The sequence below is a fragment of the Micromonospora sp. BL1 genome, assembly GCF_003667485.1.
GTDB classification, from domain to species: domain Bacteria; phylum Actinomycetota; class Actinomycetes; order Mycobacteriales; family Micromonosporaceae; genus Micromonospora; species Micromonospora tulbaghiae.
In genome coordinates, this window is the sequence record NZ_RCVK01000234.1 from 1 (window position 1) to 26,618 (window position 26,618).

A 26,618-nucleotide genomic window follows, 5' to 3' on the forward strand; every position below is an offset into this window, starting at 1 on the left:
CACATCCGCCCCGGGCGCGCCGCCCGCCCGCGTCACGCTGATCACCGGCGACCAGGTCGAGCTGGTCCGGGCCGCGCCGGGCCGGATCGCCGCCACGGTCCACCCCGGGCCGGGCCGTGACCGGATCGTCTTTCAGACCACGCAGGTCGAGGGCGGGCTGCGGGTGCTTCCCGCCGACGTCGTGCCGTACGTGTCGGCGGGCGTGCTCGACCCGGACCTGTTCGACGTGCAGGCGCTGGCCGAGCAGGGCTACGGCGACGCGGGCCAGAAGGCGCTGCCGCTGATCGTGCGCTACCGGGAGCCGGCCGCCGGGCGCGTGCGCCCGCTCGCCGTCGCCGCCGAGTCCCGTCCGCTGTCCAGCATCAACGGCGCCGCGCTGCGCGTCGACAAGGACGACCTGGCCGCGCTGTGGACGTCCCTGCGGCAGGCGCCGCAGGCCCGCGCCGCGGGCGCCGGAGCCGTCCGGCTCGGCGCCGGCGTGGAACGCGTCTGGCTCGACGGGCGGGCCCGGGTGGCGCTGGAGCACAGCGTCCCGCAGATCGGCGCGCCCGCCGCCTGGGCGGCCGGCCGCGACGGCGCCGGGGTGCGGGTCGCGGTGCTCGACACCGGCGTGGACGCCGGCCACCCCGATCTGGCCGGCCGGATCGCCGAGGCGCGCGACTTCACCGGCGGCGGCAGCGCCCGGGACGGCCACGGCCACGGCACCCATGTGGCGGCCACCGTCGCCGGCAGCGGCGCGGCCTCGGCGGGGCTGCGCAAGGGCGTCGCGCCGGGCGCGCGGCTGCTGGTCGGCAAGGTGCTCGACGACTCCGGCTCCGGCTACGACTCCGGCATCATCGCCGGCATGGAGTGGGCCGCGCGCTCCGGCGCGAAGGTGGTCAGCATGAGCCTCGGCGGCGCGCCCACCGACGGCACCGACCCGATGAGCCAGGCCGTCGACGACCTCACCGCCTCCACCGGCGCGCTGTTCGTGATCGCCGCCGGCAACGACGGCGAGCCGCGCAGCGTCGGCTCGCCCGGCGCGGCCACCGCCGCGCTCACCGTCGGGGCGGTCGACCGCGACGACGTGCTCGCCGACTTCTCCAGCCGCGGCCCGCGGCTGGGCGACAACGGCCTGAAGCCGGAGATCACCGCGCCGGGCGTCGGCATCGTCGCCGCCCGCGCCGCCGGCACCACGATGGGTACGCCGGTCGACGACGCCTACACCCGCGCCTCCGGTACCTCGATGGCCACGCCGCACGTCGCGGGTGCCGCCGCCGTACTGGCCCAGGAGCATCCCGGATGGACCGCCGCGCAGCTCAAGGACGCGCTGGTGAGCACGACCCGGCCGAGCACCGGCGCGACGGTGTTCGAGCAGGGCGCCGGGCGGGTCGACGTGGCCCGCGCGCTGCGCCAGCGGGTGTACGGCACGGCCACCGCCGACTTCGGCCGGCTGACCACCGGCGGGCCGGCCGCGACCCGGACGGTGCGCTACGTCAACGGCACCGCTGCCGCGCAGACGCTGCGTCTCGCGCTGGAGCTGCGCAACCTGGACAGCGGCGCGGCCGAGACCGACGGCCTGACGCTGGGCGCCGCCACGGTCACTGTGCCGGCCGGCGGCGGCGTGGACGTGCCGCTGCGCGCCGACCCGGCCCGGCTGGACCGGGGCCCGCACGGCGGCTGGCTGGTGGCCACCGGCGCGGACGGCGTGACGGTGCGCACCGCTGTCGGTCTGACGCTCAGCGGCCCGCAGCACACCGTGACGCTGCGCGCGCTGGACCTGGCCGGTCGGCCCGGACCGGCGCCGGTGGTGACGCTGTTCGGCGAACACCCCGAGTCGGACGCGCTGGGCTGGCTCGGCGGCGGCGACGAGTGGCAGATCCAGGTGGAGGAGGGCCCCTACCTGCTCCACGCGCTGATCGAGCACGGCGCGCCGCTGGACGAGCAGCTCACCCTGGTCACCGACCCGGAGCTGACAGTGGACCGGGACCTCACCGTGGTGCTCGACCCGCGGCGCGGCACACCGGTACGGATCGAGACGCCGAAACCCTCCGAGCAGCGGGCCATCCTGAGCTTCTACCAGCACCGGGTGTTCGGCAACGGCCGCCAGGTCGACCACGGCGTCATGACGTTCAGCACCGTGCAGCAGCTCAACGTGACCCCGACCCGGCAGGTACGCCGCGGCGAGTTCGAGTTCTCCTCGCGCTGGCAGCTCGTCGCGCCGATGGTCGACATCGACGTCAGCGGCGTGTCCGGAGCGCCGGACGTCAACCTGATGGGCCAGTCGCCGGCTCCGGCGGGGCGGCAACGGCTGCGCCTGGTCGCGGCCGGCACCGGCGCGCCGGGTGAGCTGGCCGGGGTGCGGGGCGCGGCTGCGCTGCTCACCGCGTCCGCCGACCGGTCCGAGGAGGAGCAGGTGGCAGCCGCGGCGGCGGCCGGCGCGAAGGCGGTGCTGATCGTCCGGCCGGCGGACCAGAGCGCGTGGACGGTGTGGCGTCCGACCGGGGACCGGCTTCCGGCGCCGGCGCTTGCGGTGGCGTACGACGACGGGCAGCGGCTGCTCGCGGCGGCGCGTACCGGCCGGGCCCGCATCGACCTCACGCTGACCGTGGACAGCCCGTACCTCTACGACGTGTTCCAGGTGTCGCGGGGCCGGGTGCCGGAGCGGATCACCCACCGGGTGACCGCCGCCAACACGGCCGAGGTGACCGCGCGTTACGGCGACACCGGCGGCCTGGACTGGGCCACCGAGCAGCGGTTCGGGTGGCGGCCCTGGCAGGAGTTCTCCTGGAACGACGACCAGCGGATGGTGCGTACCGGGACGACCCGGCGGGAGTACGTCAGTTCCGGTGACTCGTGGTGGCAGCACCGGGTGCTGCACCGGCTGATGTTCTCCAGCATGGGGACGCTGACCGGCGGCCTGTCCGACCGGCCCCGGCGCTACGCGGCCACCGACCGGACCACCGAGTCGTGGCACGCGCCGCTGGTGCGCCCCGCGGTGCCGGCCGGTGCGGCCGCGCCGAGCCGGACCGCCGACACGCTCGACCTGCGGGTGGCCGAGTTCGTCGACGCCGACGGTCACGCCGGCGTGGACAGCCGCTCGGAGGAGCAGGACACGGTGACCCGCCGGGTCAGCCGGGACGGGCGGCAGATCGCCGACCTGTCCGACGGCTGGGCGCCGGTGCCTGCAACCGCCGGTCCGGCCCGCTACCGCCTCGACGTGACCACGGCACGGTCGTCGGCCCAGTGGCGGTGGGCGACCCGTACCGAGACGGCGTGGGAGTTCACCTCGGCCCGTCCGGCCGGTGACGCGGCCCGGCCGCTGCCGCTGCTGCAGGTGGACTACCGGGTGCCGGCCGACCTGCGTGGTGAGGTGCCCGGCAAGCGGAAGCACGCAGTCGGGCTGACGCTGCGCCACCCGGCGGGCCTGCCCGCGCCGGCCGGCGCGACGGTACGCGCCGAGGTGTCCTTCGACGGCGGACGCACCTGGCGCACGGCGCCGGTACGCGGCTCCGGCACCCGGTTCACCGCCGAGGTGCCGGCCGGGCGCGGCACGGTGTCGCTGCGCGTCTCGGCGCGGGACCGGTCCGGCAGCACCGTGACGCAGACCGTGATCGACGCGTACGGGCTGCGGTGAGACGCCGGGGCGGGGCGGTCCTGGGGCCGTCCCGCCCCGGCCCCGGTCAGATCCAGCCGCGCCGGGCGGCCTGGAACGCCAGCCCGGGCCGGGTGTCGACGCCGGCGGCGGCCATCAGGTCGGCCAGCCGCCGCTGCACGGTACGGCGGCTCACGCCGAGCTGTGACGCGATCGACTTGTCCGGCACCCCGGCCACGAACAGCGACAGCAGCCGCGCCTCGTCGCCGTCGGGCTGGTAGCCGGTGGCGGCCCGGTCGGCCGGCGTGCCGAGCGGCGTGGCCATCAGCCAGTGGCTCTCGAAGAGCGCGACCAGCGCGTCCAGCAGCTGACTGCGGCCGATCACCGCTGCGGTCGGCTCGCCGCCGTCGCGGTCGGGCACCAGCGGGCAGACGGCGGTACGACCGTCCACCACGGCCAGTCGAACCGGCAGCCGGTCCAGCACGCGGGCCTGCTCCCCGGCGTGTACGCCCCGCTCCACGTCGGCCAGCGCGCCCGGCTCCAGCAGCATCGCCCGTTCGTAGATGGCCCGGTAGCGCACACCGCGGGCGAGCGCGTCGAACTCCTCGACGTTCTCCGGCCCGGGCATCGCCAGCGGGTTCGCCCGGCAGAACCAGAGCACCTCCTCGCGCGCGCCGTTCTGCAGCTCGCGCAGCCGTTCGCGCAGCGCCCGCGCGCCGGTGACCACCTCGACCAGGTGCGCGGCGTCGTGGCGGCGCATCCCGGCCCGGTAGTCCTCGGCGAGCTGGGTCACCGCGGCGCGGGCCTCCTCCAGCGCCGACTGGCGGCGCAGCAGCGCCTCACCGAGCGGCACGTCCGGCGCGAGCGGCCGCAGCGGCGCGTCCGGTCCCGGCCCGGTCGGCAGCACGAGACCCTTGTCCCGCAAGGCGTCCAGCCGGGCGACGACCTCCGCGCGGGGCCGCCCCAGCCGCTGCGCGAGCTCACCGACCCGGGCCGTGTTCGCCCTGACCAGGCAGCGGTAGAGCTCCTCCTCGTCCGGGGTCAGGCCGATCTCCTCCAGCACGGGGCTGAACTGTACGGGTGCCCGCGCCCCGCCCTGCCGGCTGGTCAACTGTCACAGGGCGGGGCTACTGTCGGGTGCTGTGCTGGAAGAGCTGCGCATCACCGGACTGGGCGTCATCGAGGACACGACGCTGCCGCTGGCCGCGGGGATGAACGTCATCACCGGCGAGACCGGCGCCGGCAAGACCATGGTGGTGACCGGCCTCGGCCTGCTCTTCGGCGGCCGCGCCGACGCCGGCCGGGTGCGCGCCCAGCCGGGCCGCGCCGTGGTGGAGGGCCGGCTACGCCTGAGCGGGCGGGTGGCCGAGTCGGTGCACGCCCGCATCGTCGACGCCGGCGGCGAGCCCGACGAGGACGGCTCACTGCTGCTCAGCCGCACCGTGACGATCGAGGGCCGGTCCCGGGCGCACCTGGGCGGGCGCGCCATGCCGGTGTCCACGCTCGGCGAGGTCGGTGAGCAGGTGCTCGCCGTGCACGGCCAGTCCGACCAGCTCCGTCTGCTGCGCCCGGCCGAGCAGCGCGCCTCGCTCGACCGGTTCGCCGGTCCCGAGCACGAGAAGCTGCTCGACGCGCTGCGCGAGACGTACGCCCGGTGGCGCACTGTCGTCGACGACCTGGCCGACCGGCGGCGCAACGCCCGCGAGCGCAACCAGGAGGCCGACCTGCTGCGCCTGGGCCTGGACGAGATCACCCGGGTCGACCCGCAGCCGGGGGAGGACGCCGAGCTGAAGGCCGAGGCGCAGCGGCTGGAGCACGCCGAGGGGCTGCGCACCGCCGCGCAGGTGGCGCAGCAGTGCGTGGCCGGTGGCGTCGAGGCGACCGACGAGACGCCGGACGCGACGGCGCTGCTGGGCACCGCGCGGCGCACGCTGGAGGCGCAGGCCGGCACCGACCCGGCGCTGGGCGAACTGGCGGCCCGGCTGGAGGAGGCGGCCACGCTCGTCACCGACGTGGCCGCGGAGCTGTCCGCCTACCTGGCCGCGCTGGACGCCGACCCGGCCCGCCTCCAGACCGTCTACGAGCGGCGGGCCGCGCTGCGCGGGCTGACCCGCAAGTACGCCGACGACGTCGACGGCGTGGTGGCGTGGGCCGAGCGGGCGCGGACCCGGCTGTCCGATCTGGACACCTCCGACGAGCTGCTGGACGAGCTGGACCGCGAGGCGACCCGGCTCGCCGGTGAGGTGGCCGACCTCGCCGGCCGGGTCTCGGCGTCCCGGCGGGAGGCGGCGGTCCGCTTCGCCGAGGAGGTCACAGTCGAGCTGGCCGGGCTGGCCATGCCGCACGCCCGCATCGAGGTGGCGGTGCTGCCGCGCCCGGCGGGCCGGTCCGAGCCGAGCCTGCCGGTCAACGGCGTCGAGACCGGCGTTGGCGCGGACGGCGCCGACGAGGTGGAGTTGCGGCTGCTGGCGCACCCGGGCGCTCCGGCGCTGCCGTTGCAGAAGGGCGCCTCCGGCGGCGAGCTGTCCCGGGTGATGCTCGCCATCGAGGTGGTCTTCGCCGGTTCCGGCGGCCCGCCCACGCTGGTGTTCGACGAGGTCGACGCCGGTGTCGGCGGCCAGGCCGCGGTGGAGATCGGCCGCCGGCTGGCCCGGCTGGCCCGCAGCCACCAGGTGCTCGTGGTCACGCACCTGCCGCAGGTCGCCGCGTTCGCCGACCGGCACCTCGTGGTGGCCAAGGACACCGGGGGAGCGGTCACCACGAGCGGGGTGCGCGTGGTGGAGGACACCGAACGCGCCCGGGAACTGGCCCGGATGCTCGCCGGTTTGCCGGACTCGGATCTGGGTATCGCCCATGCCGAGGAGCTCCTGGCCGTGGCGGCCAAGGAAAGACGTCCGTGACGTCCCTATTGTGAGCGCAAGCACACCGCCGCGGGTTCCGGTGTGCTTCCCTGGGTAGGCGGCCCTGCTCAGGCATGTCGCGACAGCAAAACCTGCCTCACATGCCAGGATGGTCACGATGCGTCTACCCACACTGCGCCGGAGCCGGAACCCGGAGCCGGGCTCGATCGTCGGCACCGCGCGCCTCGACCGCCGGACGAAACGGCTGGTCGGGCGCCTGCGACCCGGCGACATCGCGGTCATCGACCACGTCGACCTGGACCGGGTGGCGGCCGACTCGCTCGTCGCGGTGGGTGTGGCGGCGGTGCTCAACGCCAAGCCGTCGGTCTCCGGGCGCTATCCCAACCTCGGCCCGGAGGTGCTGATCTCGGCCGGCATCCCGCTGCTGGACGATCTCGGCGAGAGCGTCTTCGAACAGGTCCGTGAGGGCGACCGGGTCCGCATCGAGGGCAACACCGTCTTCGCCGGCGACGAGCCGGTCGCGCACGGCTCGTTGCAGGACGCCGAGACAGTGGCCAAGTCGATGGCCGACGCCCGGGAGGGCCTGTCGGTGCAGTTGGAGGCGTTCGCCGCCAACACGATGGACTACCTGCGGCAGGAACGCGACCTGCTGCTCGACGGCGTCGGCGTACCGGAGATCCAGACCCAGATCCAGGGCCGGCACTGCCTGATCGTGGTGCGCGGCTACGACTACAAGGCCGACCTGGACGTGCTGCGCCCGTACATCCGGGAGTTCAAGCCGGTGCTGATCGGCGTCGACGGCGGCGCCGACGCGCTGGTCGAGGCGGGCTACACCCCGGACATGATCATCGGGGACATGGACTCGGTCACCGACGACGTGCTGCGCTGCGGCGCCGAGGTGATCGTGCACGCCTACCCGGACGGGCGGGCGCCGGGCCTGGCCCGGGTCAACGGGCTCGGCGTACCGGCGATCACCTTCCCGGCGGCGGCCACCAGCGAGGACCTGGCCATGCTGCTGGCCGACGAGAAGGGCGCCTCGCTGCTGGTGGCGGTCGGCACGCACGCCACCCTGGTGGAGTTCCTCGACAAGGGGCGCGGCGGCATGGCGTCGACGTTCCTGACCCGGCTGAAGGTCGGTGGCAAGCTGGTCGACGCCAAGGGCGTCAGCCGGCTCTACCGGCAGAGCATCTCCGGGTCGTCGCTGCTGCTGCTGGTCCTGTCGGCGGTGGCCGCGATGGCCTCCGCGGTGGCGGTCTCCACCGTCGGGAAGGCGTATCTGGGCGTGGTCTCCGAATGGTGGGACAATTTCGTGTTCCAGCTCGGCCAGCTCTTCTAGCTCCCCGACGATCAAGAGGCTGCAAGCGTGATCAACTTTCGCTACCACGTGGTGTCCCTGACCGCGGTGTTCCTGGCGCTGGCGATCGGCCTGGTGGTCGGCACAGCCGCCCTCAACGGGCCGGTCGCCGACTCGCTCCGGGAGAACGTCAACGGCCTGCGCAAGGACAACTCGCTGATGCGCCAGTCGGTCAACAGCATGCAGAAGCAGCTGGAGACCGAGGAGGACTTCGCCGCCGAGATGGCCCAGCTCGTGCTGCCCGGCAAGCTGACCGGCCGCCGGGTGCTGGTGCTCACCCTGCCCAGCGGCCGGGACCAGGCCGAGGGCGTGGTGAAGATGCTCCAGACCGCCGGCGCCGACGTCACCGGCCGCATCGACGTGCAGGACAAGTTCGTCAACCCGGACAGCAACAACAACCTGCTGGAACTGGCGGTCACCGCGGCCCGGCCGAACAGCGCCCCCACCGGCAACCTGCCCGGCAACGGGCACGGCGTGGAGACCTCCAGCGCGTTGCTGGCCAACGTGCTGGTGGACCGCCCGGCCGGGAGCCCGCCGGTCAGCGACGCCGACCGGCGCGCCGTGCTGGAGCAGTACGCCACCGCCGGATACCTCACTCCGGCGGACCGGATCTCCACCGCCGCAGAGGCGGTGGTGATGGTCACCGGCCAGCCGTACGTGGACAAGGACTCGGCGAAGAAGGACGAGTCGGTGGTGAAGATCGCCGAGCAGTTCGACCGGGCCGGCGCGCTCGTGGTCGCCGGCATGGGCTCGACCGGCGGCAACCTCGTCTCCGTGGTGCGCGGCGACCCGGTGCTTTCGCAGACCATCTCCACCGTCGACAACGCCAACACCGTGCAGGGCCAGCTGGTCACCAGCCTCGCCCTGGCGCAGCAGCTCACCGAGAAGAAGACCGGCCAGTACGGCGTGGGCGACAACGCTGCCGCCCGGGTGCCTACACTGCCCCGGTGACCGCTCCGGGCCGCCCGGTCCGTGCCGCGTCGCGTTCGAAGTCCGGATCGAGGAGGTCCCGTGAGACTGGGTCGGCTGCTCGCAGTGGGCGCGGGGGTGCTGGCCGCCCGGTACACGCTGCGCCAGACGCGCACGTCGCCGGGCGGGCCGGCGCTGGAGCGCACCAACTACCGGGGCCGCACCGTGACCCTGGCCGCCGGTCCGGCCCTGGCCGTCGGCGCGGCCACCGGGGCCGCGCTGGGCGCCGGTAGCGCCCCGGCCGGCGCCGCCGCGCTCGTCGCCGGGCTCGGCGCGGGCGCTGTCGGCCTCTACGACGACGTGGTCGGCGCGCGCCCCGAACAGAAGGCCGCCAAGGGGTTCGCCGGGCACCTCGCCGCGCTGCGCGAGGGTCAGGTCACCGCCGGGATGGTCAAGGTCGCCGGGGTGGGCGTGGCCGGGCTGGGCGCCGCCGCGCTGCTCGCCGCCGACCGCCGGGTCGCCGCGCACCCGCGCCGCCGGCGCGCCGGGGCGTTCGGCCGAGGGCTCGACGTGCTGCTCGGCGCCGGCGTGGTGGCCGGCACGGCGAACCTGGTCAACCTGCTCGACCTGCGGCCCGGCCGGGCGTTGAAGTCCGGCATGCTGCTCGGCGCGCCGCTGACCACCGGCCCGTACGGCGGCGTCGCCGCGGGCGCGGTCGGCGCGTCGGCCGCGCTGGTCGGTGACGACCTCGGCGAGCGGGTGATGGTGGGCGACAGCGGCGCCAACGCGCTCGGCGCGCTGCTCGGGGTGAGTCTGGCCGCGCGTACCGGGCCGCTCGGCCGGGCGGGCGTGCTGGCCGTGCTCGCCGCGCTCACCGCCGCCAGCGAGAAGGTCAGCTTCACCCAGGTCATCGCACGGACGCCGGGGCTGCGGCACCTCGACGAGCTGGGCCGGCTCCCGGACTGACGTGACGAAACCGGCTCCTCTCGCCGCCGCCGGCCGGGTCGCCGGGGCGGCCGCCCTCATCGCCGTCCTCACCGTGCTCAGCCGGCTCGCCGGCTTCGGCCGGACCGCGGTGTTCACCTGGATGCTGGGCCCCACCGATCTCGGCGGCGCCTACCTGGTGGCCAACTACGTCCCGAACTTCATCTTCGAGATCGTCGCCGGCGGGGCGCTCGCCAGTCTCGTCGTACCGCTGCTGGCCGGCGCCGTCGAGGCGGGTGACCGGCGCGCGGTGGCCGCCACGACCGGCGCGCTGCTGACCTGGACGCTGAGCCTGCTGGTTCCGCTGGCGGTGCTGCTGGCGGTGTTCGCCGACCCGCTGCCGGGCCTGATCGGAAACGGTCTCAGCGAGGCCCAGCAGGCGTCCGGCGCGCGGATGCTGCGGGTCTTCGCGCCGCAGTTGCCGCTGTACGGCGTGGGGATCGTGCTGACCGGTGTGCTCCAGGCGCACCGCCGCTTCGCCTGGCCGGTGATCGCGCCGCTGCTGTCGAGCGTCACGGTCATCGGCGTCTACCTGGGCTTCACCGCCGCCGAAGGGCGGCTGGCGACGATCGGGGAGGCCGGGCGCGGCGGTGAGCTGCTGCTGTCGGCCGGCACCACGCTCGGCGTGGTGGTGCTCTCGCTGTCGCTGCTGATCCCGGTGCGCCGGCTGCGGCTGCGGGTCCGGCCGGGCTACCGGTTCCCGGCCGACGCCCGGGCCCGGGTGGGCGGTCTGGTGGTCGCCGGGGCGGTGACGGTGGCCGCCCAGCAGATCGCCCTGGTGGTCGCGCTCAACCAGGTCACCTACGGCCGCACCGCCGACGTCAGCGTCTACAACCTCGCCCAGACCGTCTACTTCCTGCCCTGGGCGGTGCTGGCGGTGCCGCTCGCGGTGGCCGCGTACCCGACGCTCGTCGCGGCCCGGGCCACCGGCGACGAGCGCGCCTACCGGGAGACCCTGGCCCCGGCGGTACGCGGGGTCGTGCTGCTCAGCCTGCTCGGCGCCGCAGCGCTCGTCGGCACCGCCATCCCGGTCGGGCACTTCTTCTTCTCCGACCCCCTCGACGCGCGCACCGCCGCGGCCGGGATCGCCGGTTTCGCGCCCGGCCTGGTCGGCTACGGCCTGTTCGCGGTCCTCACCCGCGCGCTGTACGCGCGGGGCGAGACCCGGGCGGCCACCGTCGCCACCGCCGTCGGCTGGCTGAGCGTGCCCGTGCTGGCCGTCCTGGCCGCCCAGGTGGCGCCGCTGGCCGACCGGGTGCTCGCGGTGACGCTGGCGTCCTCGGCCGGCATGCTGCTGCTCGGCGTGCTGCTGATCGCCGCGGTCCGGCGGGCCGCCGGCGGCGACGCGCTGGCCGGGATCGGCCGGGCCGGGGCCGCCGGGCTGCTCGCCGCAGTGGTCGCCGGAGCGGGCGGGGCGGCCGTCGCGGCGGGACTCGCCGGGCTCGGCGACGGCACCCCGACGACACAGTGGGCCCTCGCGCAGGGCATGCTGTCCGGGGTCGTGGTCGGTGTCCTGTTCCTCGCCGTCGCCTGGCTGACCGACGCCCGCGACCTGCGGCCGCTGCTCGCGACCGTGACCCGCCGGCTGCGCCGGCGACGCCCGGCCGGCGGGGACGACGGCTCGCCGGCGCAGCAGCACCCCGGCGAGCGGGGTGACGGAAGGGAGACCGTTTCCTCATGACGGACGCCTCGCCGGCACCGCGCTGGCCCGGGTCGGTGGCTCTGGTGCTCGCCTCCAGCACCGGCGGGGTCGGGCAGCACGTCCGCTCGATCACCCGAGGACTGACCGAGGCCGGCGCGTCCGTACTGGTCTGCGGCCCGTCCGCGACCGAGGAACAGTTCGACTTCACCGGCGCCGGGGCCCGGTTCACGCCGGTGGAGATCCCGGCCAGTCCCACCCCGGGCGACGCGCGCGCGGTCACCGCGCTGCGCCGGGCGCTCGCGGACACGCCCGCCGACGTGGTGCACGCGCACGGGCTGCGCGCCGGCCTGGTCGCCGCACTCGCCCGCCCCGCCGCGCCGCTGGTCGTCACCTGGCACAACGCGGTCCTCGCCGGTGGCCTGCGCGGCACCGTGTCCCGGCTGGTCGAACGGGTCGTCGCCCGGTCCGTGCGGGTCGCCCTGGGCGCCTCCGCCGACCTGGTCGACCGCGCCGCCGCGCTCGGCGCCACCGACGCCCGCCTGGCCCCGGTCGCCGCGCCGACGCTGCCCGCGCCGCGCCGCCGCCGCACGGCGGTACGCGCCGAGTTCGGCGTCGCCGCCGACCGGCCGCTGATCCTCTCGGTGGGCCGGCTGCACCCGCAGAAGCGGTACGACGTGCTGATCGACGCCGCCGCCCGCTGGCGCACCCGTACTCCCGCCCCGCTCGTGGTGATCGCCGGCAGCGGTCCGGCGTACCTGCCGCTGGCCGCCCGGATCTCGGCCGCCCGCGCGCCGGTGACGCTGCTCGGGCACCGCGCCGACGTGGCGGACCTGCTGGGCGCCGCCGACCTCGCGGTGGTGACGAGCGACTGGGAGGCCCGCCAGCTGTTCGCGCAGGAGGCGCTGCGGGCCGGCGTACCGCTCGTCGCGACCGCCGTCGGCGGGCTGCCGGACCTGGTCGGCGACGCTGCCGTGCTGGTGCCGCCCGGCGACGTGGACGCCGTCGACGCGGCCGTGCGCGACCTGCTCGACGATCCCGTACGCCGGGCCGACCTGGGCCGGCGCGGCCTGGCGCGGGCCGCGACCTGGCCCACCGAGGCGGACACCGTGGCCGCGCTCGCCGGCCTCTACGCCGAGCTGACACCCCAGCTCTCGACCGGGAACCGCTGATGCTGCGCAGACTCACCCCGGTGCTGCTGACCCTGGTCGTGGTGGCGCTGGGCATCACCGCGCTGTCCGCCCGCCCGGACGACGGCGCGACCCGGCCGAACGCCGACTTCGTGGTGCTCGTCGGCGCGGCGGGCCTGCGGTGGGACGACGTCGACCCGGAGAACACGCCGACGCTGTGGCGGATGGCCGAGCAGGGCGCGATCGGGTCGCTCTCGGTACGCTCCGCGCACCGCCCCACCTGCCCGGTGGACGGCTGGCTCACGCTCGGCGCGGGGAACTTCGCCGCCTGGCCCGGCGCCCGCCCGGGCGGTGGCTGCCCGGCCGCCGGGGTGACGATCGAGCGGCCCGACGGCATCGGCGCGAACCTGCCCGACCAGGGCAGCGCGGTCGTGCACAACCAGGAGCAGCTGTCCTGGGGCGCGACGCCGGGCGCGCTGGCCGAGTCGGTGCGCTGCTCGGTGGCGGTCGGGCCGGGCGCCGCCGTGGCCGCGGCCCGCCCGTTCGGCCGGGTCGACAGGTACGCCCCCTCGCTCCCCGAGAACCCGGCGGAACTGCTCGGCTCCTGCGTGCTGAGCATCGTCGACGTCGGCACCGTCGACGACGACGATCCGGCCGTACGGGCCGCCCAGGCGCGGCAGGCCGACGCCCGGCTGGCCCGGGTGCTTGCCGCCCGGCCGCCGCGCTCGCTGGTGCTCGTCGCCGGCGTGTCCGACACCGACTCCCCGTCCCGGCTGCACGTCGCCATCGCCGACGGTCCCGGCTGGGAGGGCGGCTGGCTGACCTCGCCCAGCACCGCCCGGTCCGGCTACCTGCAACTGATCGACCTGGCCCCGACGGTGCTCGCCGTGCTCGACAAGCCGATGCCGGAACGGGCGTTCCTCGGCCGGCCCGCGGTGACGGTCGACGACCGGCCGGACGACCTGCGGGCCGCGATCGAGGCGCCGGCCGACGCGGACCGGGAGGCAGCCGCCCAGCGCCGCGTCGCCGGCTGGTTCTTCACGCTGCTCGCCGCCGCCCAGATCGCCCTCGCGGTGGCGGTGCTGCCGCTGCTGCGCCGCGCCCGCCGGCTCGCCGGACCGCACGGGCCGGAACCGGTGTCCCGGCGGATCGTCGCGGTGGTGGAGTTGCTGCTGATCGCCGCCGCGCTGGCGGTGCCCGCGGCGCTGCTCGCGGACGCCGTGCCCTGGTGGCGCGGGGACCACGCCGGCCTCTGGTACGCCTCGGTGACCGCGCTTCTGATCGTCGGCGGCACCGCCGCGGTCCGGTTCAGTCCCGGGCACGAGCGCACGCTCGGTCCGCTCGGTGCGGTCGCCGGCCTGGCCACGCTCGTGGTCGGCGTGGACGTGCTCACCGGTTCCCGGTTGCAGCTCAACGGCGTGGTCGGCTACTCGGCGCTGGAGGGCGGCCGGTACGCCGGGCTCGGCACCGTCGGGCTGGGCGTGTTCATCGCCGGGGCGCTGCTGTGCGGCGGCTGGCTCGCCCAGCGGTTCCGCAAGGGCTGGCGGCCGATGGTGATGGTGACCGTGGGCGGGCTCGCCGTGGTGGTGGTGGGCAGCCCGTACCTGGGCGCCGACTCGATCGGCGCGATCGCGCTCACCGCCGGGGTGAGCGTCGCGGCGGCGATCTGCAGCGGCGGCTGGCTGACGGTGAGCCGGCTGGCCTGGGCGACCATGGCCGCGCTGGCGGTCACCGTCGGGTTCGCCCTGGTCGACCTGGGCCGTCCGGCGGACGAGCGGGGCAGCCTGGGCCGGTTCCTGGCCGCTGTGGGCGACGGCACCGGCGGGCTCACCGTGCACCGGTCCAGCAGCTCAAACATCCAGACGCTGGTGAACAGCCCGCTCACCGTGCTGGCCCTGGCCGGGGCCGCGCTGGTCTGGCTCGCGCTGCTCCAGCCGTGGGGTGGGCTGATGCGGCTGTTCGGCATCTACCCGGCGATCCGGGCGGCGATGGCCGGCACCGGCGTGGCCGTCGGGCTGGGCGGCGTCCTCGGCGGGTCGGCGCTGGACGTGGCGGGCGCGGCGGCGGCCCTCGTGGTGCCGATGGCGGCCCTGGCGGCGCTGCGGGTGCTCGACCACTCCACCGACCGCACGGTGCCCGACAGCGGCCGTGGCGGGGGCGAGACGGGCGCGGTCCCACCGGGCGGGCCGGACGGCTCCTCCAGGGGCGGCGCGGCCGGCGACGGCCCGGCCGCTGACCGGGCGGGTGGCGACGGTGCGGGTGGTGGTCGGTCGCCTGCCGAAGGCTCGGCCGGCGACGGTGCGGCCGGGGACGGTGGGGTCGGGGACGACGCCGGCGACCAAGGGGAGGCCGGGGAGCCGGCCGGACCGGACGGGCAGGACTCCGCTGGCCCGGAGGCGCCGGACGGGCCGCGCGCCGCTGGCGCGCCCCGTGGGGCGCAGGTGCCCGCACAGCCGACCCCGGCGTCCTCGGAGATCCCCGCCGGTTGACCCGGGCCGCCCGCGCGGCCCGCCAGGTCTGCCGCCCCGCCGGTCCGGGGAGGTGGCGGGGTCGAGGCCCGGTGGAAGGCACCACATCGGCGAGCTGGTGTCGATCAAGGGCCCGGATCCGGGCCGGGGGAGGGCCGGATCCGGCCTCACGTGCGTCGACAGCGGGTGCGACGCCGGCTCACGGTCCGGATGGTGTTACCGTGGAATCCCGTGGATCGCGTGATCACTCTGCTGATCGGCACGGCGGTTCGCACGACCGCTACGGACGACACGGGAGCAGGCCTTGGCCCCAACAGCACGGACGACCAGGCACATTTTCGTCACCGGGGGCGTCGCCTCCTCGCTGGGTAAGGGCCTCACCGCCTCCAGCCTCGGCAGTCTGCTGACCGCGCGCGGACTGCGCGTGGTGATGCAGAAGCTCGACCCGTACCTGAACGTCGACCCCGGCACGATGAACCCGTTCCAGCACGGCGAGGTCTTCGTCACCGAGGACGGCGCCGAGACCGACCTCGACGTCGGCCACTACGAGCGGTTCCTCGACCGGGACCTCTCCGGCAAGGCGAACGTCACCACCGGCCAGATCTACTCGGCGGTGATCGCCAAGGAGCGGCGCGGGGAGTACCTCGGCGACACGGTTCAGGTCATCCCGCACATCACCAACGAGATCAAGGCCCGGATCCGCGGCATGGCCGACCCGGACGCCGACGGCCAGGTGCCCGACGTGGTGATCACCGAGGTCGGCGGCACGGTCGGCGACATCGAGTCGCTGCCGTTCCTGGAGTCGATCCGGCAGATCCGCCACGACCTGGGCCGGGACAACTGCTTCTACCTGCACGTGTCGCTGGTGCCGTACCTGGCGCCGTCGGGCGAGCTGAAGACCAAGCCGACCCAGCACTCGGTGGCGCAGCTGCGCAGCATCGGCATCCAGCCCGACGCGCTGGTGCTGCGCTGCGACCGGGAGATCCCGGACAAGGTCAAGGAGAAGCTGTCGCTGTACTGCGACGTCGACCGGGAGGCGGTCACCGCCGCGCCGGACGCGCCGAGCATCTACGACATCCCGAAGGTGCTGCACCGGGAGGGCCTCGACGCGTACGTGGTGCGCCGGCTCGGCCTGTCGTTCCGCGACGTGGACTGGACCCGCTGGGACGACCTGCTGGAGCGGGTGCACCAGCCCCGGCACACGATCACCGTCGCGCTCGTCGGCAAGTACGTCGACCTGCCCGACGCGTACCTGTCGGTGAGCGAGGCGATCCGGGCGGCCGGGTTCGGCCACCGCGCCCGGGTGCAGCTCAAGTGGGTGCCCAGCGACGACTGCGTGACCCCGGCGGGTGCCGCCGCCGCGCTGTCCGGCGTCGACGGCATCGTGATCCCCGGCGGCTTCGGCGTCCGCGGCATCGAGGGCAAGGTCGGCACCGCCCGGTACGCGCGGGAGAACGGCATCCCGCTGCTGGGCCTCTGCCTCGGCCTGCAGTGCATGACCATCGAGGTGGCCCGCCACCTGGCCAACCTCGACGGGGCGAACTCCCTCGAATTCGACGAGGAGGCGGTGCACCCGGTCATCGCCACCATGGCCGACCAGGAGGACATCGTCGCCGGTCGCGGTGACCTGGGCGGCACCATGCGGCTCGGTGCGTACCCGGCGAAGCTGGCCGAGGGCTCGATCGTCGCCGAGGCGTACGGCAGCACCGAGGTCAGCGAGCGGCACCGGCACCGGTACGAGGTGAACAACGCCTACCGCGACCAGCTCACCAAGGCCGGGCTGACCATCTCCGGCACCTCGCCGGACGGCCGGCTCGTGGAGTTCGTCGAGCTGGACCGCAACCTGCACCCCTTCTTCGTGGCCACCCAGGCGCACCCGGAGCTCAAGAGCCGGCCCACCCGTCCGCACCCGCTGTTCGCCGCGTTCGTCGGCGCCGCAGTGGCGTACTCGCAGGCCGACCAGCTGCCGGTGGACCTGGACGGCGCGTCGAAGAAGGCCGCCCGCGGCGGTGGCGCGAAGGCGTCCGCGAAGTGAGCGGCCGGTCCGCGCGAGCGTGCGGGGAGGCGGCGTGAGCGGCGTGGAGCACCGGTACGAGGTGACCGGCCGCCGGGAGATCTGGTCCGGCCGGATCTTCTCCGTGGTCAGCGACGACGTCACCATGCCCGGCGGTGGCAGCGCGACCCGCGACTACGTGCGGCACGTCGGCGCGGTCGCGGTGGTGGCGCTCGACGACGCCGGTCAGGTGGTGCTGATCCGCCAGTACCGGCACCCGGTCGGCCGGCACCTGTGGGAGCTGCCCGCCGGGCTGATGGACGTCGGCGGCGAGGACCTGGCCGCCGCCGCGCTGCGGGAGCTGGCCGAGGAGGCGGACCTGACCGCGGGCCGCGTCGAGGTGCTCGTCGACCTGCACAGCTCGCCCGGGTTCGCCGACGAGGTGGTGCGGGTCTTCCTGGCCCGCGACCTGGCCGACGTGCCGGCCGACCAGCGGCACGACCGGCACGACGAGGAGGCCGACCTCCAGGTGGTCCGGGTGGACCTGGACGAGGCGGTGCGGATGGTGCTGGCCGGCGAGATCACCAACGCGTCCTGCGTGGCCGGGCTGCTCGCCGCCGCCCGCGCCCGCGACACCGGCTTCACCGAGCTGCGCCGCCCGGAGGCGCCGCTGCCGCGCTGATCCGCAGACGACGAGGGGCCGCCCGGCGCGCAGTGCGCCGGGCGGCCCCTTCCGTTTGCCGCAAGTCAGTCGCGCAGCGGGCGTCCCTGCCCGTCGACACCGCCGTTGACGAGGATCAGGATGCCGTCGACGAGGCCCCAGATCGCGCCGAAGCCGCACGTCACGAGCGTGACGATGAGCTGGATGACACCGGTCTTGGTGTCGCCCATGTAGAACCGGCCGATGCCGAAGCCGCCGAGCAGGATCTGGAGAACACCCGCGACGACCTTGCTCTTGTCCGAGACGCCCTGCGGGTACTGCTGATAAGGAGTGGTCATGAGCGGACACAATAGTGATCGGTTCACGTCCTGTCGGCCTCGCCACCCAGCCGGTGGGAAGATGTCATCGAAGTTTGTCCTCTCGGCGGATGGCGTCTCCACCGGGCAGTCCGAGGCATGCCTGACACACCGTCAGGACCAGCGGGCACCGGATGTCACAGTGTCGCCGTCCGTGGGCTTCCCACGGGCCTAGACTGCCGCCGGCGGGACAGGAGGACCGCGCCGGCAACGGAGCCGGCGCGGCCACGCAGTCGGGGGTGAGCCGCCCCGGAGGAAGGTGTCTGCATCGTGAAGGTCGGAATCCCCCGCGAGGTCAAGAACCACGAGTACCGGGTGGCGATCACGCCCGCCGGAGTCAACGAGTTCACCCGCCACGGCCACGAGGTCTTCGTGGAGGCAGGCGCCGGAGTCGGTTCCAGCATCACCGACGACGAGTTCGCCGCCGCGGGCGCGAAGATCCTGGCCACCGCCGACGAGGTGTGGGACACCGCCGAGCTGGTGCTCAAGGTCAAGGAGCCGATCGCCGAGGAGTACCACCGGATGCGCGAGGGGCAGGTGCTGTTCACGTACCTGCACCTGGCCGCGTCCCGCGAGTGCACCGACGCGCTGGTCGACCGGAAGGTCACCGGCATCGCGTACGAGACGGTCGAGCTGCCCGACCGGTCGCTGCCGCTGCTCGCCCCGATGTCCGAGGTGGCCGGCCGGCTCGCCCCGCAGGTGGGCGCCTTCTACATGATGCGCACCGGCGGCGGGCGGGGCGTGCTGCCCGGCGGCGTCTCCGGCGTGTACGCGGCCAAGACCGTGGTCATCGGCGCGGGCGTGTCCGGCCTGAACGCCGCCGCCATCGCGCTCGGCCTGCAGTCCGAGGTGCTGCTGCTGGACAAGAACGTGGCCCGGCTCCGCTCCGCCGACGCCATCTACCGGGGCCACCTGCAGACCGTCGCCTCCAACGCGTACGAGATCGAGCGGGCCGTGCTCGACGCGGACCTGGTCATCGGCGCGGTGCTGGTGCCCGGCGCGAAGGCCCCGAAGCTCATCTCCAACGAGCTGGTCTCCCGGATGAAGCCGGGCAGCGTCCTCGTCGACATCGCCATCGACCAGGGCGGCTGCTTCGAGGACTCGCGCCCGACCACGCACGCCGACCCGGTCTACAAGGTCCACGACTCGATCTTCTACTGCGTGGCGAACATGCCCGGCGCGGTGCCGAACACCAGCACCTACGCGCTGACCAACGTCACCCTGCCGTACGCCCTCGAACTGGCCAACCAGGGCTGGCAGCAGGCGCTGCGCAACGACCCGGCGCTGGCGCTGGGCCTGAACACCCACGCCGGCAAGGTCGTCTACGGCCCGGTCGCCGAGGCGCACGGCATGGACGTGCTGCCGCTGGACGAGGTGCTGAGCTGACCGAGACCGCTGTGCGCGCGGCCGGCGCGGAACCCGCGCCGGCCCTGCGCCGTGCGGTCCGGACCTACCTGGACCACCTCACCGTCGAACGCGGGCTGTCCGCGAACACGCTCGCCTCGTACCGCCGGGACCTCGACCGCTACCTCGCCACGCTGGCCGCGGCCGGGGTGGACGACCTGGCGGCCGCCGGGCCCGCGCAGGTCGAGGCCCACCTGGCCCGGCTGCGCGCGGGCGACGACGACCACCCGCCGCTCGCCGTCTCCTCGGCCGCCCGCGCGGCCAGCGCGGTCCGCGGCCTGCACCGCTTCGCGCTGCGCGAAGGGCTGGCCGGCGCCGACCCCAGCCGCGACGTCCGCCCGCCCGCGCCGCCGCGCCGGCTGCCCCGCGCGCTGCCCGTCGACGCGGTCCTGCGGCTGCTGGAGGCCGCCGGCCCGCCCGGCGCCACCGGCGACGCCGCCGCCCGCGCGGTGCGCGACCGGGCGCTGCTGGAATTCCTGTACGGCACCGGCGCGCGCATCTCCGAGGCGGTCGGTGCCGCCGTCGACGACCTCGACCTGGACGCCGGAACCGTGCTGCTGCGCGGCAAGGGCGGCCGGACCCGGCTGGTCCCGGTCGGCGGGTACGCGGCCGACGCGCTGCGCGCCTGGCTGGTGCGGGGCCGCCCGGCGCTGCTCGCCGCCGGGCGCGGCACCCACGCGGTGTTCGTCAACGCCCGCGGCGGCCCGCTCACCCGGCAGGGCGCCTGGACCGTGCTGCGCAGCGCCGCCGCCCGCGCCGGCCTGCCGGTCGACGGACCCGACGCGGTCTCGCCGCACACGCTGCGCCACTCGTACGCCACCCACCTGCTCGACGGCGGCGCGGACGTGCGAGTGGTGCAGGAACTGCTCGGCCACGCCTCGGTGACCACCACCCAGGTCTACACATTGGTGACAGTGGAACGGCTGCGCGAGGTGTACGCGACAGCCCATCCCCGGGCTCGCTGAGCGCCGGCGTCGGGAGACCCGGCCGGCGGGCGGCCGACACGCCGACCCGCTACCGAACGTGCTGCTGGCCGGTGGCGTACAGTCGGCATCGGCGCGGGCCTCCAGGTACGACGGACCGGGGGTGCGCAGCGGCGCCGCGAGGGACGTCGGACGGCTCCGACGCCGGGTGGTCGTCGGGAGGGGGCAACGAGGACATGGCAGGAAACGGTGACCGTGCCGAGACCTGGACGTCGGAGCTCCGTGAGCAGCAGGCGACGCTCGGTGCCGATCTCGGCCCCGCCGACCCGGCCGCGTACACCATGCGCAAGCCGATCCCCGAACCCATGCCGACCGACCGGCACGGCCCGGCGCGGATCATCGCGATGGCCAACCAGAAGGGCGGCGTCGGCAAGACCACGACGACCATCAATCTGGGCGCGGCACTGGCCGAGTACGGCCGCAAGGTGCTGCTCGTCGACTTCGACCCGCAGGGCGCCCTCTCCGTCGGGCTGGGCGTCAACCCGCACAACCTGGACCTGTCGGTCTACAACCTGCTGATGCAGGACGACGTCACCGCCGAGGACGTCCTGATCAAGACCGACGTGGCCGGGCTGCACCTGCTACCGGCGAACATCGACCTCTCCGCCGCCGAGATCCAGCTGGTCAACGAGGTCGCCCGGGAGATGGCCCTGGCGCGGGTGCTGCGCACCATCCGCAAGGAGTACGACTTCATCCTGATCGACTGCCAGCCCTCGCTGGGCCTGCTGGCGATCAACGCGCTCACCGTCGCGCACGGCGTGCTCATCCCGCTGGAGTGCGAGTTCTTCAGCCTGCGCGGTGTCGCGCTGCTGCTGGACACCATCGACAAGGTGCGCGAGCGGCTCAACTTCGACCTGGAACTCGAAGGCATCCTCGCCACCATGTACGACAGCCGCACCACCCACTGCCGTCAGGTGCTGCAGCGCGTGGTCGAGGCGTTCGGCGACAAGGTCTACCAGACCGTCATCACCAAGACGGTGAAGTTCCCCGAGTCCACGGTGGCCGGTGCCCCGATCACCACCCTCGACCCGGCCTCCTCGGGCGCGCGCAACTACCGGCAGCTCGCCCGGGAGGTCATCGCCGCCCAGGCGGACCGGTAGGTCGCACGCCGGCCGCCCGCCGCGTCGTCTACGGTTTCCCGGTGACCGCACCGCCCCTCGACCCGCCGCACGGCACCGGTGACCCCGCCGTCGCCGCGGAGCTGGCCGCCGAGGTCGACGGTGTGGTGCCCGCCGACCCGGGCACCGCCGAGCAGACGAGTGGCTTCACGGTCCGGCTGGACAACTTCACCGGCCCGTTCGACCTGCTGCTCCAGCTGATCAGCAAGCACAAGCTGGACGTCACCGAGGTCGCGCTGCACAAGGTCACCGACGAGTTCATCGCGTACCTGCGCGCCATGGGCGACCAGTGGGACCTGGACGAGACGAGCGAGTTCCTGCTCGTCGCCGCCACCCTGCTCGACCTGAAGGCGGCCCGGCTGCTGCCCTCGGCCGAGGTCGAGGACGAGGAGGACCTGGCGCTGCTGGAGGCGCGGGACCTGCTGTTCGCCCGGCTGTTGCAGTACAAGGCGTACAAGGAGGCCGCGGCGCACATCGCCGAGCTGGAGGCGGTCGGCGGCCGGCGCTACCCGCGGGCGGTCACCCTCGAACCGCGGTACGCCGAGGCGCTGCCCGACCTGGTGCTCGGCATCGGTCCGGAGCGGCTGCGCAAGCTCGCGGTCAGGGCGATGAGCCCGAAACCGGTGCCCGAGGTCTCCATCGCGCACGTGCACATGGTCCGGGTCAGCGTCCGGGAACACGCCGGCATCATCGCCGACCGGCTGCGCCGCGCCGGGGTCGCCACGTTCTCGCTGCTCTGCGCCGACTGCGAGATGACGCTCGAGGTGGTGGCCCGGTTCCTGGCGCTGCTGGAGCTGTACCGGCAGGGCCTCGTCGCGTTCGTGCAGGAGCAGGCGCTGGAGGAACTGACCGTCCGCTGGACCGGCCCGGTCGACGGCGAGGCGGAGCTGACTGTCGACGAGTACGCCGGCAGCCCCGAACCCACGACCACGTCCGTCCCCGCCGCACCGGCCGACGCCGCGGCTGCTCCGGCCGACGTCGGCGCCGGGGTGAGCGACGCCGCCGGATCCGCCGCCGTGCCGGGCGACGTCGCCGCAGATGCCGCATCCGACGCCGCCGTGCCCGCCGAGGCGGCGGACGAACACGCACCGACGCAGGAGTGAACGGATGAGCGACGAGGAACGCCGCGACTCCCTGGCCGACCAGGCCGCCGCATGGGTGCCACCGTGGGAGCGCCCCGCCCCGCCCCGGCCCGCCCCGGACGATTCCGACGCACCGGCCGAGCACCCGGACCCCGACATCCCGGACATCACCGATTCCCGGGAAGCAGATCTCGACGCGACACCGGATTCCTCGGCGGATCTTGGAAGCGAAGGGCCCTCAGAGGGGCCCATTCCTTCCAAGATCGCCACGGTTCAGGGGGATCTTGGTACGGGGACGCCCCTTGGAGGGCGGGACCGTACCAAGATCTCGGCGGAGAGCGTGACGGAGGACGCGGAACAGCGGGCGAGCGGGGGAGCGGGTGCTGAGGGCGTACCCGCTAAGCGGGGACGGCGGCGGGCCGCGCCGGAACCGGTGCCCGCACCCGTCCTGGACGACGCGGAGCTGCGCGGCGCCCTGGAGGCGATCCTGCTCGTGGTGGACCAGCCGGTCAGCGAGCTGGTCCTGGCCGAGATCCTCGAACAGGCCCCCGAGCGGGTCGGCGCGATGCTCGACGAGATCGCCGCCGGGTACACCGCCGCAGGGCACGGGTTCGACCTGCGCCGGGCCGCGGGTGGCTGGCGTCTCTACACCCGGCCGGAATACGCGACGTACGTGGAACGGTTCGTACTGGACGGGCAGTCCGTGCGGCTGACCCAGGCCGCGCTGGAGACCCTCGCCGTGGTCGCCTACCGGCAGCCGGTGACCCGTTCGCGCATCTCGGCCATCCGGGGTGTCAACTGCGACGGGGTGCTCCGTACCCTGGTGGGTCGCGGCCTGGTCGAGGAGTGCGGCACCGAGGCGGACAGCGGTGCCTACCTCTACCGGACCACCACCATGTTCCTGGAGAAGCTGGGGCTGAACTCGGTGGACGACCTGCCGCCGCTCGCCCCGTTCCTCCCCGACGACGTAGAAGAGCTTGCCGATGCGACGCGATGACCGTGCCCCGAAGCCCGACGCCCCCGTGTACGAGGGCGCCGAGCGCCTGCAGAAGGTGCTCGCCGCCGCGGGGGTGGGTTCCCGGCGCGCCTGCGAGGACCTGATCTTCCGGCGCCGGGTGACAGTGAACGGGCGGGTGGCGCAGCTCGGCGACAAGGCCGACCCGGCCCGCGACGTGATTGTCGTCGACGGGGAGCGGCTGCAGGCCGACGTCCGCCTGGTCTACGTGGCGATGAACAAGCCGCGCGGCGTCGTCACCACCATGGCCGACGAGAAGGGCCGCACCGAGCTCGCCGACTTCATCGGCGCGCGGCTGGAGCAGCGGGTCTACCACGTCGGGCGGCTGGACGCCGACAGCGAGGGCCTGCTCCTGCTCACCAACGACGGCACCCTCGCCCACAAGCTCATGCACCCGTCGTACGAGGTACTCAAGACCTACCTCGCCGAGGTCGCCGGGCCGATCCCGCGCAACCTGAGCAAGCGGCTGACCGCCGGCGTCGAGCTGGAGGACGGGCCGGTGAAGGTCGACGGGTTCAAGCTGGTCGACACGCTGGGCAAAACCGCCCAGGTGGAGCTGACCCTGCACGAAGGGCGCAAGCACATCGTCCGGCGCCTGATGGCCGAGGTGGGACACCCGGTGAGCCGCCTGATCCGTACCTCGATCGGTCCGATCAAGCTCGGCGACCTGCGCACCGGGCGGATGCGGCGGCTGACCAACGCGGAGGTCGCCGCCCTGTTCAAGGCCGTGGGTGACTGACCCCGACGATCGGGGTACGGCTCCCGGTAGGCTTCGACGCGGTCCGCGGGCCGGCACACGCCGGCCCGGTGGGACGCCCGCGCGGCGCGGGCATGATTCAAGACGGAACATCCGCTCAACGGCGCCCGACAAACCGGGCGACCCGCGAGGTACGGGCTGAGGAGGACAACGGTGGAGGAAAACGTACCGGCCGGGCGATGCGTGGTCGCTGTGGACGGGCCGTCCGGTTCGGGGAAGTCCACCGTGTCGCGGCGACTGGCCACGGGCCTCGGCGCCCGCTACCTCGACACCGGCGCCATGTACCGGGCGCTGACCTGGGCGGTCCTGCGCTCCGGCGTGGAACTCACCGACACCGAGTCGGTGGCCAAGGTCGCCGCCGAGGCCGACCTCCGCATCGGCACCGACCCCCAGGGGTACGCCGTGACCGTCGACGGCACCGACGTGTCCACCGCCATCCGCGGCGTCGAGGTGACCAAGGCGGTGTCCGCTGTCGCCGCCGTCGCCGCCGTACGCGAGCTGCTGGTGGACCGGCAGCGGCGGGTGATCGCCGACGCGGGCCGGATCGTGGTCGAAGGCCGGGACATCGGCTCGGTGGTCGCGCCGGACGCGGACCTGAAGGTGTACCTGACCGCCTCCGAGGCGGCGCGCGCGAAGCGGCGCAGCGCCGAGGACGCGGCCGACGTCGCGGCGACCGCCGCGGACCTGGCCCGCCGGGACCGGCTCGACTCGACCCGCAAGGTCAACCCGCTCCAGCAGGCCCCCGACGCGGTGGTGCTGGACACCACCGAGCTGGGCATCGACGAGGTCGTGGCTCGCTTGCGCGAGATGCTCACGGAGCGGGGCGTCGCGTGAGCGCGAGGAGTGAGCGGGTTGTGCGAGCCCCGCAGTCGCGAACGAAGGGCGGCTCGGCATGAGTGACAATGACTTCGGTGGCTGGGTGGAGTTGCGCGAGCCGGAGGCCGACTCCGGTGAGCCGACCGGCCCGCAGCCCGTCGTGGCAGTGGTCGGCCGCCCCAACGTCGGCAAGTCCACGCTGGTCAACCGCATCATCGGCCGCCGCCAGGCGGTCGTGGAGGACATCCCCGGCGTGACCCGGGACCGCGTGCCCTACGACGCGCAGTGGAACGGCCGGTCGTTCACAGTGGTGGACACCGGCGGCTGGGAGCCCGACGCCAAGGACCGGGCCGCGGCCATCGCCGCCCAGGCCGAGATCGCGGTGGGCACCGCCGACGTGGTCCTGTTCGTGGTGGACGCCATGGTCGGGTCGACCGACGTGGACGAGGCCGCGGTGAAGATGCTGCGCCGCAGCGCCAAGCCGGTGATCCTGGTGGCCAACAAGGCCGACAACACCAACATCGAGATGGAGGCGACCGCGCTGTGGTCGCTCGGCCTCGGTGAACCGTTCCCGGTGTCGGCACTGCACGGCCGCGGCTCCGGCGACCTGCTCGACGCCATCCTGGACGCGCTGCCCGAGGCGCCGAAGATCGTGGAGAACCGGCCGCGCGGCCCCCGCCGGGTAGCGCTGGTCGGCCGTCCCAACGTCGGCAAGTCCAGCCTGCTCAACCGCTTCTCCGGCGAGGAGCGGGCGGTCGTCGACTCGGTCGCCGGCACCACAGTCGACCCGGTCGACAGCCTGGTCGAGATCGGCGGCGAGACGTGGCAGCTGGTCGACACCGCCGGCCTGCGCAAGCGGGTCGGCAAGGCCAGCGGCACCGAGTACTACGCCAGCCTGCGAACCGCCTCGGCCATCGAGGCGGCCGAGGTCGCCGTGGTGCTGATCGACTCCAGCGAGGTGATCAGCGAGCAGGACCAGCGGATCCTCACCATGGTCGTCGAGTCCGGCCGGGCGCTGGTCATCGCGTTCAACAAGTGGGACCTCGTCGACGGCGACCGCCGCTACTACCTGGACAAGGAGATCGACCGGGAGCTGCGGCGCATCCCCTGGGCGATCCGGCTGAACCTGTCCGCGAAGACCGGCCGCGCCGTCGACAAGCTCGCGCCCGCGCTGCGCAAGGCCCTGGCGAGCTGGGAGACGCGCATCCCGACCGCGCAGCTCAACCAGTGGCTCACCGCGCTGGTCCAGGCCACCCCGCACCCGGTACGCGGCGGACGCGCGCCACGCATCCTGTTCGCCACCCAGGCCGGGGCGGCGCCGCCGCGGTTCGTGCTGTTCACCACCGGTCCGCTGGACGCCGGCTACCAGCGCTTCGTCGAGCGCAAGCTCCGCGAGGAGTTCGGCTACGAGGGCAGCCCGATCGAGATCTCGGTACGCCCGCGCAAGAAGCTGGGCCCCGGCGGCCGGGGTAAGGCGCACGGCTGACAGGGCTCTTCGCTGCACGCCACCCCCC

At 74.6% G+C, this 26,618-nt stretch carries 20 protein-coding genes; 18 read left to right on the top strand and 2 right to left on the bottom strand.

What is annotated here, in order from left to right; all coding sequences use genetic code 11:
* On the top strand, positions 1-3,616 hold a 3,616-nt coding region (locus EAD96_RS14945), incomplete at its 5' end, for a S8 family serine peptidase (RefSeq protein ID WP_121684700.1).
* 46 nt (positions 3,617-3,662) lie between these two features.
* Here EAD96_RS14945 and EAD96_RS14950 read toward each other — a convergent pair.
* On the bottom strand, positions 3,663-4,637 hold the full coding sequence (locus EAD96_RS14950; RefSeq protein WP_120570452.1) for a helix-turn-helix domain-containing protein: 975 nt from the start codon (positions 4,635-4,637) through the stop codon (positions 3,663-3,665).
* Between the two features lie 79 nt (positions 4,638-4,716).
* Between EAD96_RS14950 and recN the strand changes: the two genes are divergently transcribed.
* The 9 genes from recN (at position 4,717) to EAD96_RS14995 (ending at position 17,594) form a co-directional block, all read left to right on the top strand.
* Complete coding sequence (recN, locus tag EAD96_RS14955; protein ID WP_121684701.1) at positions 4,717-6,474, top strand: DNA repair protein RecN; 1,758 nt, start codon at positions 4,717-4,719, stop codon at positions 6,472-6,474.
* A gap of 118 nt (positions 6,475-6,592) precedes the next feature.
* Positions 6,593-7,771 (top strand): putative cytokinetic ring protein SteA, encoded by a 1,179-nt coding sequence (steA, locus tag EAD96_RS14960; protein WP_120573844.1) that lies wholly within the window; start codon positions 6,593-6,595, stop codon positions 7,769-7,771.
* Positions 7,772-7,798: 27 nt separating this feature from the next.
* Positions 7,799-8,740 (top strand): copper transporter, encoded by a 942-nt coding sequence (locus tag EAD96_RS14965; RefSeq protein ID WP_013285585.1) that lies wholly within the window; start codon positions 7,799-7,801, stop codon positions 8,738-8,740.
* A 60-nt stretch (positions 8,741-8,800) separates the two neighbouring features.
* Entirely contained in the window at positions 8,801-9,664 is an 864-nt protein-coding gene (locus EAD96_RS14970; protein WP_121684702.1) for a hypothetical protein, read from the top strand.
* Position 9,665: 1 nt separating this feature from the next.
* On the top strand, positions 9,666-11,363 hold the full coding sequence (gene murJ, locus EAD96_RS14975) for a murein biosynthesis integral membrane protein MurJ (RefSeq protein WP_121684703.1): 1,698 nt from the start codon (positions 9,666-9,668) through the stop codon (positions 11,361-11,363).
* Positions 11,360-12,493: a glycosyltransferase family 4 protein gene (locus EAD96_RS14980; RefSeq protein ID WP_121684704.1), complete on the top strand. Its 1,134-nt coding sequence runs from the start codon at positions 11,360-11,362 to the stop codon at positions 12,491-12,493. The genes murJ and EAD96_RS14980 overlap by 4 nt, the downstream gene beginning before the upstream one ends.
* Entirely contained in the window at positions 12,493-14,940 is a 2,448-nt protein-coding gene (locus EAD96_RS14985; protein ID WP_121684705.1) for a hypothetical protein, read from the top strand. Before EAD96_RS14980 ends, EAD96_RS14985 begins: the two co-directional genes overlap by 1 nt.
* A gap of 283 nt (positions 14,941-15,223) precedes the next feature.
* Entirely contained in the window at positions 15,224-16,954 is a 1,731-nt protein-coding gene (locus tag EAD96_RS14990) for a CTP synthase (protein WP_120570446.1), read from the top strand.
* A gap of 34 nt (positions 16,955-16,988) precedes the next feature.
* Complete coding sequence (locus EAD96_RS14995; RefSeq protein WP_121684706.1) at positions 16,989-17,594, top strand: NUDIX hydrolase; 606 nt, start codon at positions 16,989-16,991, stop codon at positions 17,592-17,594.
* Positions 17,595-17,659: 65 nt separating this feature from the next.
* On the opposite strand, the gene EAD96_RS15000 is transcribed toward EAD96_RS14995, so the two are convergent.
* A complete protein-coding gene (locus EAD96_RS15000; protein WP_030274369.1) occupies positions 17,660-17,911 on the bottom strand; it encodes a TM2 domain-containing protein in 252 nt (83 codons plus the stop codon).
* A 288-nt stretch (positions 17,912-18,199) separates the two neighbouring features.
* Here EAD96_RS15000 and ald point away from each other — a divergent pair, with 288 nt between their 5' ends.
* The 8 genes from ald (at position 18,200) to der (ending at position 26,590) form a co-directional block, all read left to right on the top strand.
* Positions 18,200-19,315, top strand: a complete 1,116-nt coding sequence (ald, locus tag EAD96_RS15005) for an alanine dehydrogenase (RefSeq protein WP_018788824.1) — start codon at positions 18,200-18,202, stop codon at positions 19,313-19,315.
* Positions 19,316-19,326: 11 nt separating this feature from the next.
* On the top strand, positions 19,327-20,298 hold the full coding sequence (locus tag EAD96_RS15010) for a site-specific tyrosine recombinase XerD (protein WP_121684707.1): 972 nt from the start codon (positions 19,327-19,329) through the stop codon (positions 20,296-20,298).
* A 194-nt stretch (positions 20,299-20,492) separates the two neighbouring features.
* Positions 20,493-21,416 carry a ParA family protein gene (locus tag EAD96_RS15015; protein WP_013285595.1) on the top strand — a complete coding sequence of 308 codons (924 nt, stop codon included), beginning with the start codon at positions 20,493-20,495 and terminating at the stop codon, positions 21,414-21,416.
* A 41-nt stretch (positions 21,417-21,457) separates the two neighbouring features.
* Positions 21,458-22,537, top strand: coding sequence for a ScpA family protein (locus EAD96_RS15020; protein ID WP_121684708.1), 1,080 nt, complete (start codon positions 21,458-21,460; stop codon positions 22,535-22,537).
* 4 nt (positions 22,538-22,541) lie between these two features.
* Positions 22,542-23,513: an SMC-Scp complex subunit ScpB gene (gene scpB, locus EAD96_RS15025; RefSeq protein ID WP_121684709.1), complete on the top strand. Its 972-nt coding sequence runs from the start codon at positions 22,542-22,544 to the stop codon at positions 23,511-23,513.
* On the top strand, positions 23,500-24,270 hold the full coding sequence (locus EAD96_RS15030; RefSeq protein ID WP_030274358.1) for a pseudouridine synthase: 771 nt from the start codon (positions 23,500-23,502) through the stop codon (positions 24,268-24,270). Before scpB ends, EAD96_RS15030 begins: the two co-directional genes overlap by 14 nt.
* 171 nt (positions 24,271-24,441) lie before the next feature.
* Complete coding sequence (gene cmk, locus EAD96_RS15035; RefSeq protein ID WP_121684710.1) at positions 24,442-25,122, top strand: (d)CMP kinase; 681 nt, start codon at positions 24,442-24,444, stop codon at positions 25,120-25,122.
* Positions 25,123-25,180: 58 nt separating this feature from the next.
* Positions 25,181-26,590, top strand: coding sequence for a ribosome biogenesis GTPase Der (gene der / locus EAD96_RS15040; RefSeq protein WP_120570441.1), 1,410 nt, complete (start codon positions 25,181-25,183; stop codon positions 26,588-26,590).
* Positions 26,591-26,618: the final 28 nt, after the last annotated feature.